General features: G+C 36.4%; 12 protein-coding genes, 2 tRNA genes and 1 pseudogene. 8 read left to right on the top strand and 7 right to left on the bottom strand.

The genetic code is table 11. The annotated features are described in order from the left end of the window. Positions 1–123 precede the first annotated feature (123 nt). The gene (phnF, locus tag AC3DU7_RS12245) at positions 124–855 is read left to right on the top strand and encodes a phosphonate metabolism transcriptional regulator PhnF (RefSeq protein ID WP_488039621.1); all 732 of its coding nucleotides are present in this window, start codon (positions 124–126) and stop codon (positions 853–855) included. A 281-nt stretch (positions 856–1,136) separates the two neighbouring features. On the opposite strand, the gene AC3DU7_RS12240 is transcribed toward phnF, so the two are convergent. The 3 genes from AC3DU7_RS12240 to AC3DU7_RS12230 form a co-directional block, all read right to left on the bottom strand. Further along, complete coding sequence (locus tag AC3DU7_RS12240) at positions 1,137–1,364, bottom strand: DUF7219 family protein (protein WP_488039620.1); 228 nt, start codon at positions 1,362–1,364, stop codon at positions 1,137–1,139. 536 nt (positions 1,365–1,900) lie between these two features. Further along, entirely contained in the window at positions 1,901–2,161 is a 261-nt protein-coding gene (locus AC3DU7_RS12235; protein ID WP_488039619.1) for a DUF7219 family protein, read from the bottom strand. A gap of 455 nt (positions 2,162–2,616) precedes the next feature. Continuing rightward, positions 2,617–5,349 carry a CBS domain-containing protein gene (locus AC3DU7_RS12230; protein WP_488039618.1) on the bottom strand — a complete coding sequence of 911 codons (2,733 nt, stop codon included), beginning with the start codon at positions 5,347–5,349 and terminating at the stop codon, positions 2,617–2,619. A 218-nt stretch (positions 5,350–5,567) separates the two neighbouring features. Here AC3DU7_RS12230 and AC3DU7_RS12225 point away from each other — a divergent pair. Then, positions 5,568–6,389 (top strand): annotated as a pseudogene (locus AC3DU7_RS12225) (Uma2 family endonuclease). 145 nt (positions 6,390–6,534) lie between these two features. On the opposite strand, the gene AC3DU7_RS12220 reads toward AC3DU7_RS12225, so the two are convergent. The 4 genes from AC3DU7_RS12220 to AC3DU7_RS12205 all read right to left on the bottom strand — a co-directional run bounded on the left by AC3DU7_RS12220 (position 6,535) and on the right by AC3DU7_RS12205 (position 8,484). Then, positions 6,535–6,897 (bottom strand): type II toxin-antitoxin system PemK/MazF family toxin, encoded by a 363-nt coding sequence (locus AC3DU7_RS12220; RefSeq protein WP_488039617.1) that lies wholly within the window; start codon positions 6,895–6,897, stop codon positions 6,535–6,537. After that, on the bottom strand, positions 6,887–7,153 hold the full coding sequence (locus AC3DU7_RS12215; RefSeq protein WP_488039616.1) for a hypothetical protein: 267 nt from the start codon (positions 7,151–7,153) through the stop codon (positions 6,887–6,889). Before AC3DU7_RS12215 ends, AC3DU7_RS12220 begins: the two co-directional genes overlap by 11 nt. Positions 7,154–7,216: 63 nt before the next feature. Further along, positions 7,217–7,387 carry a hypothetical protein gene (locus AC3DU7_RS12210; RefSeq protein WP_488039615.1) on the bottom strand — a complete coding sequence of 57 codons (171 nt, stop codon included), beginning with the start codon at positions 7,385–7,387 and terminating at the stop codon, positions 7,217–7,219. Positions 7,388–7,440: 53 nt separating this feature from the next. Then, complete coding sequence (locus AC3DU7_RS12205) at positions 7,441–8,484, bottom strand: 5'-methylthioadenosine/S-adenosylhomocysteine nucleosidase family protein (protein ID WP_488039614.1); 1,044 nt, start codon at positions 8,482–8,484, stop codon at positions 7,441–7,443. A 179-nt stretch (positions 8,485–8,663) separates the two neighbouring features. On the opposite strand from AC3DU7_RS12205, the gene AC3DU7_RS12200 reads away from it, so the two are divergent. The 6 genes from AC3DU7_RS12200 (at position 8,664) to AC3DU7_RS12175 (ending at position 11,570) form a co-directional block, all read left to right on the top strand. Continuing rightward, a complete protein-coding gene (locus tag AC3DU7_RS12200) occupies positions 8,664–8,915 on the top strand; it encodes a DUF5678 domain-containing protein (RefSeq protein ID WP_488039613.1) in 252 nt (83 codons plus the stop codon). A gap of 13 nt (positions 8,916–8,928) precedes the next feature. After that, the gene (locus AC3DU7_RS12195; protein WP_488039612.1) at positions 8,929–9,324 is read left to right on the top strand and encodes a hypothetical protein; all 396 of its coding nucleotides are present in this window, start codon (positions 8,929–8,931) and stop codon (positions 9,322–9,324) included. A 379-nt stretch (positions 9,325–9,703) separates the two neighbouring features. Beyond that, positions 9,704–9,895: a photosystem II reaction center protein PsbZ gene (psbZ, locus tag AC3DU7_RS12190; RefSeq protein ID WP_488039611.1), complete on the top strand. Its 192-nt coding sequence runs from the start codon at positions 9,704–9,706 to the stop codon at positions 9,893–9,895. A 550-nt stretch (positions 9,896–10,445) separates the two neighbouring features. Next, positions 10,446–11,024: a 6,7-dimethyl-8-ribityllumazine synthase gene (gene ribH, locus AC3DU7_RS12185; protein ID WP_488039610.1), complete on the top strand. Its 579-nt coding sequence runs from the start codon at positions 10,446–10,448 to the stop codon at positions 11,022–11,024. Between the two features lie 232 nt (positions 11,025–11,256). After that, positions 11,257–11,328 (top strand) — tRNA-Gly (locus AC3DU7_RS12180). A gap of 171 nt (positions 11,329–11,499) precedes the next feature. After that, positions 11,500–11,570, top strand: a tRNA-Ser gene (locus tag AC3DU7_RS12175). Positions 11,571–11,819: the final 249 nt, after the last annotated feature.

Raw genomic sequence — 11,819 nt, 5'->3', positions numbered from 1 at the left:
TTTTGACTTTTGACTCATATTCCTATGCCTATTGCTCTTGATAATTGTTGCCTGCTCCACAATTTTATCTAAACTATCTAAACTAGAAAAATATTAAATATATCTAAATATATTCAGGATGCCATGAGCCGTGAAGTATTGCCAGTTTATACTCGAATTGCTGAAGAATTACGCCAAAATATTCATCAAGGAATTTATAAAGTAGGAGATAAGTTACCCACTGAAGCTCAACTGAGCGAATATTTTTCTGTTAACCGTCATACATTGCGTAGGGCGATCGCTATTCTCAAAACTGAAGGGTTGGTGAGAGTCGATCGAGGTCGTGGGACTTTTGTTGTTGGTAGACCCATTAAGTATTTTATTGGTAAAAGGGTACGCTATAATCAGACTCTCATTGCCCAAGGCCAAAAGCCTAGTTTTAAATTACTGCAAGTGGTGGAAATACCTGCTGATGCTTCTATTGCTCAAGGATTAGAAATAGAAATAGGTACTCCTGTAGCTTTAATTGAACGTTTAGCATTTGCAGACGATCAACCTATTAATATTTCTAGTAGTCATTTTCCTTTAGATCGTTTTCCAGGAATTGTAGACGAAGAAGCCATTGAATTTTTGCGACATAAGGGTTCAATTTCTAAGTTGTTAAGAGAAAAATACAATAGCGATCATATTCGTCGTACAACTAATGTTTATGCTCGTATAGTCAGGCATCAAGATGCTTCTGTGTTGGAAGTTCCTCTGAATCACCCTATTTTGTTAGCAGAGTCAATTAATGTCAATCAGGATGGCAATATTATTGAATATGGGGTAACTAGATTTAGAGGCGATCGGATGGAGTTGGTCTTTGAAAATGAATGATTTTATTAGAAAAAAGGGAGTAGGGAGTAGGGAGTAGGGAGTAGGGATAAAGAATTAATAAATCAAGAATATGATTGTTAATTTTATTCTTTATTATTATTATTTGATTTATCAAAACAACTGAGTCTAAGACCCCGCCTTGATTGGCGAAATGTTTTTGGAGGCTTGCTCAAATCCCCATTACAAAAACAACTTCTGAATTCAATTAATGGAGATGTCTATTGGTAGTAATATAATGACTGAAAAAGTGGATGATGATACTGAAAAGTTGCCACTCTGCTCTATTTTTGAGAAAAACCAGACTCTTTCTTGATTTTTTCAAGCTGTTCCCATAGTTCCTGAATTTGCAGATAAGCAGATGTTGGTGAAATTTTTCCTGATGTTTGTAAAGCACTGATATAATTTATTTTATGAGAAAATTCTTGTAATTTCCTATTGAAATTGATATTTGCTGGAGTTGCTTGCCCGTAATAGCGACTTTGTGTATATAGAAATTCACCCTTTTTCATTTCAGTTTTTCCTTAGTTTATTTCAAAAATTTTAAGTGGATTTTTTCTCTGATATAGAAAATATTATATCAATTTTTATTTGCCAATGTTTTAACCGTTTAACTTTAGTTAATAAGTATTCACTTTTTGTCAAATTACATATACTTCTTTGAGTACTTTTACTCTTAGATTTAGTAGGTATTAAGTGTGAAAGTTTCAAGAGTTGAATTTACAAGTAAATAACTTTGATTTGCCCCAGTAACAGAATCTGCTTTTTTCCAGTTAATTTTTGAGATTTATGCCTCAAGTTTTCTTTAAATTCTTTTTTTTGAATACTACAATAGAGATAAAAAATATAAACTTTTTATCTGTTTTTGTATTTTTGACAAATCATTGAAAATTAGTATGTTTGAGTTTTCAATAATTTTAAATTTAAGAAAACATATTGTTTTTAATAATGAAAAAGAAAAGCCGTACCAAATCATAATTTTAGCAATATTTTATACAACTCCTCTATAAATTATCAGTATTCAAGTAAATTTGATATGATTACCCTATTAAATATTTTTCTGGTCTGAATTATTTTCAGGGTCTGTACCTATTCCTAAATTTTCCTTAGAAATTTTCAACTGTTTCCAAAGTTGTTTTATTTGCTCGTAAGCTTCTTCAGGAGAAATTTTTCCACCAGTTTCTAAACCACAAATTATACTTACTCGTTGAGCAAATTCTTGTAAATTTGAATTAAATACTAAATTTTCTGGGGTAAAATCACCTTGATATCGACTGCGAGGATACAAAAAATTATCATCAATTGCCATAGTTTTTTTCCTGATAAATATCCTAAAAGGGAACAGGGAACAGGGAACAGGGAACAGGGAACAGGGAACAGGGAACAGGGAACAGGAAATATAACAATAGTCCTACAAGTGTACCTGACTATCCTCAAAAGTGCTATAATTTATGTTTTATATTACTTATATCAAATCCGCTTAATTCGGCATAAAAAAATGTTCTATCTCCCCACCCTATCAATCTAACTAATATAGTACTACAAAAATTGGTTAAGACATTTTCAATGTTAAAACCCTTTTACCGAATAATTAAGGTAGAAATCCTCTCCTTTAAAGAAGAAACAAGCGGTAGATAATGGCGAGGAATCCTGTGCCATATCTAATCGACCAAGAGAAAAGATAATTCCGTATTTTCTTGCCTCCTTATTGCAGAGGTAATGATAACTGATAACTGATAACTGATAGCTGAAATGACACCGATGCTAACGAACAGGATAATACCTAGCTAAAAATTTCTCAGCATCAGAGCGATCGCTCACCACACCATCCAAAGTAGCAGTCAAAAGATCGTCCAACATCAACTTAAACTCACGCCCTGGTTTATATCCCATTTCCTTCAAATCATTTCCATTCAAAACAGGTTTAATATTCGCCCACTGAGTCAAATATTGCCAAACCTTACGTCGCACCCAACGCTCGCATTGTACCGCAATTAAAATCAACATCGGCAAGTCGTACTCCCGCAACAACCACACCACCTGACTCGGAGTATTACATTCTGGCAAACTCTCCATAACTTTACCCTTTGCCAACTCCAATTGCTCCAGTCGTTTCACACTATCCACAGGTAACTGCAAATTTTTCCCCACCAAACCACGATAGTCAGACTCCAAATAAGCAATCAAAACCTCCAACCGCATTTGCCAGTGAGATAAACTTTTCTGAGCATCAAAACGTTGCAAACATCTATCCATCAAACATACCTGCTGCCACAATTTCCGGTCTAACTCCATAGTTGGATGCAGACAACGTAACGCCCCCAGATTTCCCAATAACTTTAAAGCAGGTTTCCAATAGAGAGCTTGCAAAATATATTTCAACTCACTTTTGAGTCGAGTTTCCAAAGCAGGCACCCTTCTATTTTTTTCCGCCTTCCCAAAATTTTCGCGGTCATAAACCCCACTATTAATAGCGTAACGAATATACTCTTCTGTTTTCCCTTCAATTTCAAACCCCAATCTCACCGCAAACCTTACCGCACGATAGATACGAGTAGGGTCCTCAATAAAACTGTTGGCGTGTAACACCCGTATCTGTTTCCCCTGCAAATCTGACAACCCACCAAAAAAATCAAGCAATTCTCCAGCACGAGGTTGAGTCAGTCGTGCTGCCAAAGCATTAATAGTAAAATCTCGGCGATACAAATCTTGACGAATTGAACTTGCTTCAACTTCTGGGTTAGCTGCTGGATAGGGATAAAATTCTGTACGAGCAGTAGCAATATCTATCCACAGAGAGTCTAACACGAGGTCGTTATGCCAAAGTAGGGCAGCAGTTTGAAATTGACCGTGAACTTCCAAACGTGCTGTCGGGTAAATTTTTTGCAGTGCTTTTGCCAACTCCACCGCAGGAGCTTTTTCTGCTGACTCAGAGTGACAACCATCTACAACTAAATCTATATCTGTTAATAGTAGAGTCTCATCAAATTTTGATAATAATAAATCTCGCACCCCTCCACCAATTAGATATAGTTGCCAACCTCGTTTTTCTGCCAACTCAGCAACACAGGTGAGTAGTTGCCAAAGTTGAGGTGCAAGACGCTCTTGTAAAAGTTCGGCAACTGATTTACAAGTTTCACCAGGAATACAACCAAGTTGTTCATTTTGAGGACGTTGTTGTTGATGCAATTCTCGTAAAACGTCGGTGCGGGTGACAATTCCGACTAAACGGTTATTTTCCAATACTGGCAACCGCCCAATATCATAAGTAACCATCAACTCTTCTATTTCTGGGAGAGTGGTTTCTGGATAAATGGTTTTGAGTTGTGGTGTCATGTAACCTTTCACCGGAGCATGAGGAAAACAATGATGTAAAGCAATATCAATATCTCGCCGAGAAATAATTCCTACTAATTTCCTAGATGAGTCTACTACTGATAAACCTGAATGACCGTAACGTAATAGTATGCGGTGAGCTTCTTCTATAGATGTCTCAGGAGGAATGGTGCGAACTGGAGATGACATCAAATCTCTGGCGGTGGGAGGTTGAGGAATTTGATTTTTGAGTTGCTCTACCAGTTTGTCTAAGGTTGCTTCAGGGTTACTGTCTCGGAGACTAACTGCTGCTGCTCGGAGATGACCTCCACCACCGAGGGGTTGTAATAGTTCGTTGAGGTTAGTATCTGAAATGCGCGATCGCCCGATAATACTTAAGCTTTTTTCTGTTGTATCTTTGAGGGAATGGGTATGAGCTAGGAGGAGAGCGTCTATTTCTGTGAGGTCTATTAAACTGGAAGCTAAACTGGATAAACCGGGAACATATTCATCTGTGTGTAATAGTATCCACCCTATTTGATAATTTCTCACAGTGGAGCGTTGGATATTTTCCAGAGCTATTTTCAATAAATCTTGCAGTTGTGGTGACAAACCAGGTTGAATATATTCGGCGATCGCAGGTAAACTTGCCCCTTGCTGCATTAACCATGCTAAAGCTGCTGCATCTCGTGGTGTTGTATGAGCAAAAGTCAGGGAACCAGTATCGGCGTGGATACCCAGGGCCATAATTGTTGCTTCTGCCGGAGTTAAGATAGGGGTAGGTGTATTTTGGAGAGTCTGAAGTTTTTCTGCGATGAGGGTTGTGGTTGCTCCCACTGCTTCTATATAAGTTTGGGTAGCTGGAATATCGGTTTGAGTTTCACAGTGATGGTCGTAGATGATAATTTCTGATAGGTGGGGTAAGTCTAACCATTGGGCAGTTTTTCCGAGTCGGGAGCGTGTTTGAACATCTACGATAAATATGGAGCGAATTTGTTCTGGGTTGACAGAGCGACGTTCGATGATGGCAAATTCGTCTCGATGGAGAGCGAGGAATTGTTTGACAGTGGGGTGACAACCGCCAGTTATTACGAGGCGACTACCTGGGTGGAGGTGTGTTAGTCCGACGGCGGCGCCGAGGGCGTCGAAGTCTGCGGTTGTGTGGCATAAGATTATGTTCATTTTTGGGAAAGTCAAAAATCAAAAGTCGTAGGGGCGAATGGCATTCGCCCGTACAAAAGTCAAAAGTAAGATTTTATAGTCTTAGATATTTTAGGGTAACATAAATAATAAGTCATTTTTAGATGATTTAAGCTATTAGCCAAGAATTGAAATCCTTGGCGGATCTTGACAAGTCATATATTGATATTATTTCTATAGGAACTGCTTGGAGATTAATTATGTATCAGGATGAGATTGTCGAAGAAATTCACAAAATTCGTCAAGAATATTCTCGTTCATTCAACCACGATTTGGAAGCCATATTTGCTGATTTACAAAAGAAGCAAGCGGAAAGTGGCATGAAAGTTGTGGATCTATCTCGAAAACCAGATATAACAAAACGTTGGAGGAGAAAAAAATTTATGATTGCTCAACCCCAAGATTACCAAAAAATGACCCCTGAAGAATACCTCGAATGGGAAGCCAAACAGGAATTTCGTTATGAGTATGTAGACGGTGAAATTTTAACTAAGACTGGAGTTCGTTATGAATATATTGATGGTGAGATTTTGGCTATGACTGGGGGAACTATTCCTCATGGTAAAATTTACCTCAATTTCTACAGAGCTTTGTATCCTCATTTGAGTAAAAGAGGTTGTGAAGCTTATGTTTCCGATGTGAAAGTTCAGGATAGTAAAAATAATCGTTATTTTTATCCCGATCTAGTGGTTACTTGTAATGCTGAGGATTTAAAATCTCGTGACTTTATTAAAAATCCTACAGTCATTGTTTAGGTGCTTTCCCCTAGTACAGGAAAATACGATCGCGGCGATAAGTTGAAATATTATCGTCAATTTCCTAGTTTGCAAGAATATGTTTTAGTAGATTCAGAATCAATATTTGTAGAAATTTATCAACGTGGGGAGGGAAAAATTTGGAATTATTGTGGGTATACAGAAGGTGAGTCTATTACGTTAGAGAGTATTGAATTTACTTCTGCTATTGAAGTTTTATACGAAGGAGTTAATTTTGAAGTTCCAGAAAAGAGGGAGCAAGTGTAGGTTGGGTTAAGGAACGTTTGCGGAGCATTTCCAACGGAAAAACCCAACTTTACCAAAATAAAGCGCGTGTTGGGTTTATCCTAACGGATAAGCTCCGCTAACACTGAGGTAGTCGATGGGATTGAATTTTTAGATATAGAATAATTTAACCCTCGTACTCTACAAGTAAAGCAATACCAGCTGATATTTTATCCATAACTTCACTAGAACAAACACCTATTTTCTTAACTAACCTTTGCAAATCCATTCCTCTTATTTGCAATAAATCAACAGTAGAAACTTTGCTTAAATTATTTTCTAAATTAGGTTCAATTTTAATGTGCCAACTATCATTATTAAAATAATCTTTCCAATCAGTAATAGGTGCAATTAACTTAATTGGTAATCTGCCAATACCATCAGAACTAATGATAATTGCCGGACGAATCTTTCTAATTTCTGCTCCGATAGTTGGGTCGAAATTTGTTAGCCAAATATCTCCCCGTTTAGGTAAATTATCATTCTTCATATAATTCATCCCAAGTTTGTAAATCTTGCCATTCTTTATCTTGCTGATAATATTCCCACATTTTTTCGGCTTGCTTTGCCAAAATTTTTCGTCTTGATTCTAATGGTAATTTCATTAAATAACGGGTATCTTTTTCATCTATTTCTTGGAGGTAAGTTAATAAATCTAGGGCTATTTGTAGTTTTCCTGGGGAAAGATTTACTAATTTTTCTTTAGCTGCTTCTAAAATAGTAGGGTCTGTTGACTTTAATGACATTTTTGACTGCTCCATAAAAGTAATAGAAAAGAAATAAAAATTAGATCGTGTTTGAATAATTATTTATGATATCGTAGGTAGGGTAAAGCGACAGGGCAACCCAACAGGTACAATTCTATGATTGCTCAATTCATGCAGATATATAAAGTTACGAATATCATGTAATATTTCTTCAGTGCAAATTTGTTGATTATCTATAATTACCCCTACTGACTTCTGACTTGCTAAACACATTTTAAATGCGTTTTAGCTAACAGTTATCTGAGTGAGATAAAATTCACCATATATTAGGGATTTAAAGTTGTTTCAATAACTTTTCTCAATCTTTTCCATACTATTTCTCCCTTTAATTGCTCCCCGAATGACGAAGGTTGGTCGTAAAAATAAAGTATGGCTTCATCTAAGCAGTAAATAATAGGAATTTCATACCATAATAAATCTATATTATGATCGAAAGGATTCTCTTGACGTATCTTAGTTTTAACTTCCTGGTCTAAGTTTTTAACTACAGCGATAGAAAAACAAATATTACAAGGTGCTTTGAAATTCCAAAATTGTCTACCAACAGATGAAGTAGCTTTATCTCTTCCATATTCTTGGCATTGAGTAGAATACTGTCTTAAAGCTTTTGTGTTTATAGAGGGGAAATAATGAATAATAAAAAAAGCATCTCCTCTCATATTCAATGGACCAAAAGAAAGTTCAAAATCACTGATTTTAGCTACACGCTCAAACTTAAACATTCCATTTTTACTTTGAACGTTATTTTGTATATCTAAAGCGCCTTGATTTTTGAGATTTTTCTCAATTTTGTTTAAGTAATCATCTAATTTTGGACTATTACTTTTTCTTGTTTCAGGAGATTCTTGATTCCTACTTAACCACAACTTCCCTAAAATTTCAAATGCAAAAGCACTTGCATGACGAGCTGCTACTTGTTGAGAACCCCCTTCATCTGCCTTACTTTTCCCATCAATTAAATCAGAAATACCCCGAATAATTAACGCCGAAACTTCTTGATTAGCATGAGCAGCTTCTAAAATACCACGACCTTCCATTTCCACTGCTAAAGCATCGCCATAATTTTGCTGAAGAAACTGAAATAAATCTGACTCTGTATTAGCAACTACCTTTTCTCCTGCAGCAATAGGAGCAACAAGTACATTAGGTTTAGCTGAATCAGAAAGTCTAGCTAACCAATCTGTTTTTCTAGCCTCAGCTCTTGCCCGTTGAATCATATTATAATTTGAAAGGCCAACATCCGGCCTTGGTCTAAAGGTCTCAACCACCTTTCCCGACTCATAACCATAAACCTTAATAGAAATTATCATTTATGCCGATCTAGCTAAAGGTCGTTAATTAATGGATAATGGATAATTGATAATGGATAATGATGAAAATTTAAAAGTTTGAGTAAAAAACAAACTTTTTGAATTCAAAAAAACTTCAATTTAGTACAAAATTAGCAATCAAGTAATTGTTGATTAAAAACATATTTTAAGGAGAAATTATGAGCGATATTAGCGTACAAGAATTAGCAGTAATTTTGGAACAAAATAACCAATGGTTGGCCGAACATTATCTGGAAACAATAGAAAAATACCCGGGCAAAGTTGTTGCAATTAAAGAGAAAAAGATTGTCGCTGTTGGCAATAGCTATAGCGAGGTTTATAGTTCTTTAAAAAAAGAAGAACATAAGGTAATGCCTTTAGTTTTTGAAGTGCCTAAATTCGATGACAAACTTGATGGCTACCTGGTATAAATAGACTAAAATTATGAGCATCAACAGATTTTTGTACCAACCAGGAAAAAAGGGGATTTTACAACCAATTATTCCTGTTGGGGTATTAATGAAAAATTCCTGGTATCTTGTTAAAGCTTATGTAAATTCGGGCGCAGATTATAGTGTCTTCCAACCACAAATTTCTATAGACGCTGAACTAGACTATCGTGCTGGTAAGCGGATAAGTTTGCAGGTAGGAAATGGCGTTCTTATTCCAGTTTATTTGCACGACTTAGAAATACAATTAGGTAGGGAAAGATTTACTTGTCCTATAGGCTTTTCTGATAGATTGGGCGTATCCTTTAACGTTTTAGGAAAGCAAGGAATTTTTGACAAATTTAAAATCTGTTTTCTCGAATCTCAGGGAATAATTAGTTTTGAAAGTTGAAAGGTAATGAAGTAAGTTAAGAAATCTAAAGCTATTTGTAATTATTCTGAGGAAAGATTTACTAATTTGTCTTTAGTCGCTTCTAGGATAATAAGGTCTGTTGACTTTAACGACACTTTTGACTGCTTCATCAAAGTAATGAAAAAGGGAAAAGTTTATATTATATCTCTGAAATGACCTACCTACATCAAAAATTAACCACTCAAATTAAGATTATCGTTGCACAGTATGTGGCTAAGAAAAAATTGGTTAGGATATAAACTGATGATGAATCTTAGACAGCAAAAATATTTTTCCAACCGTTCCCTGTTCTCTGTTCCCTGCTATATGATATTCTAATTTTTTATAGGATGAGTTTGTTGTTATACCGGGAGAAAAGATGTTAACATTCTTGTTTCAATTTGTACTACTTCTATTAGTAGTATTGTCTTTTGTTTTAGTAGTTGGTGTACCTGTTGCTTATGCTTCTCCTCAAATCTGGGAGCAAGGCAAACCTTTGATATTTATTGGTTCTGGTTTGTGGGTAGCACTGGTAATTGCAGTGGGTGTTTTGAACTTTTTGGTGGTTTAGGCCAACAATTTTGATTTGAGATTGATAGAATCAGAAAATTCTATTGGGCAATACCTAGAAAAAATATAGTGTAAGAGCCAAGGGATAGCAAGTTAGTCCTTGTTGCTGCTTGACTCTTACTAACCTTTATACTGAAAGTTATTAGCTTTTATGTGACATACTCCCACACTAACCTGACGGTATAGTGTAGGCTTCTCGTTTCACAGTCCCGGTATCCCGTCGGACAAGCGCGTGCTCTAAGAACGAGATGCCCCACCGCTCTTTTTGCACGTAAAAAACTGCTCACCTAGTTCCGCAATAAGATTTTACGTTTTCCCACAGTTGACTAGGAAATAGGGCCAACAACCCCATATCCTATTAAATTTTCATGGTTCATCACTGGCGGTTGTTAACTCAAACCAGCTTGGATCTATTATAACATAAAATTTGTAAATTAATGGGACATCGAGTCCCATTAATTTACCGTCGATTCATCCACCAAATTTTCAATTATGGTGTGAGGCTTCTCGACGCTCTAGCTAAAAAATTTAACTAAAAAAAGAATTCTAATATGACTGTTTTCGAGGGAACATTTACTCAAACTGAATCCTTACGCTTTGCTATTGTGATTGGCCGCTTCAATGACTTAATTACTGGCAAATTAATTGAGGGTTGTCAAGATTGTTTGAAACGCCACGGTGTAGATCCAAACCCAGAAGGTACTCAAGTAGATTATGTTTGGGTCCCTGGTAGTTTTGAGATTCCTTTAGTCGCCCGTCAATTGGCCATGAATGGTGGCTACGATGCAGTAATTTGTTTAGGAGCTGTCATTAAAGGCCAAACTCCTCATTTTGATTATGTAGCTGCTGAAGTATCTAAAGGAATTGCTGCGGCAGCATTTCAAACTGGAGTACCAGTAATTTTTGGCATTGTCACTACAGATACTATGCAACAAGCTCTAGAGAGAGCTGGCATTAAGAGCAATAAAGGTTGGGAATATGCCATGAATGCTCTGGAAATGGCTAGCTTAATGCGTCAAATGAGAGGTGGTATAAATTCTTCATCTAATCGTAGTATTACTGGTACAACACAAGCGTTACCCATAACTTCAAACAATTTAGTAGAGTCTGATGTTTCTCCAGAAGCTTAACGAAGTCAGAAGTCAGAAGTTAGAAGTTAGATAGGAGGGGGAGCCGTACAGAAGTTATTTTTGTAAGAGGGATTTAAGCAAGGCTCCAAAAATATTTCGCCTTAAAAGGCGGGGTGGCACAACCCAATTATTTTGATAAACCAAGCGATCGACAATTTTTGATCGGAAAAAATCTGCTGGAGGGTTGACAAATAAAATTATTTGTGAAATTATAAATATATAGCTACAAATTGCGGGTATAGCTCAGTGGTAGAGCGCAACCTTGCCAAGGTTGATGTCGCGCGTTCGAATCGCGTTACCCGCTTAAATAAGGGTGAGACTTTTGACCAATAAAAGTTAAATTTATCTATTAACTATCTCAAACAATATAATATTAATGATAAAAATTCTTCCTTATTTCTTCTTCTATCATAAATATTGAAAGAGGAATCCCGCTATAATTATTTGTGAAATGATAAAGTTATAGTTAAAGACTGCGGGCATAGCTCAGTGGTAGAGTGCAACTTACTAAGGTTGAGGTCACACGTTCGACTCGTGTTCCCCGCTTATCTAAGGTGAGAGTTTTGATTGACTACTACCCTGGCTAAAGCCGAGGGGATTCTAAGCAGATACTACGCAACAGAGATTTATCCTGTTGCTCCGTTTCTTCTTAGCTGACCAAAGATACACTCTCTGGGGACAAGTCAAAGTGCCCCTACACAGTCGGCTTAAGTCTAAACTTAGCTTTCTGCTTACTTTTTTGATTATATTTGCAGCCCCGTTACAGTCTGCATTAATTAACCAATTATTACTACT

It is taken from the genome of Okeania sp. (assembly GCF_983059655.1).
The sequence above is the reverse complement of the archived record's forward strand: the minus strand, read 5'-3'. Positions and strand labels throughout refer to the sequence as shown.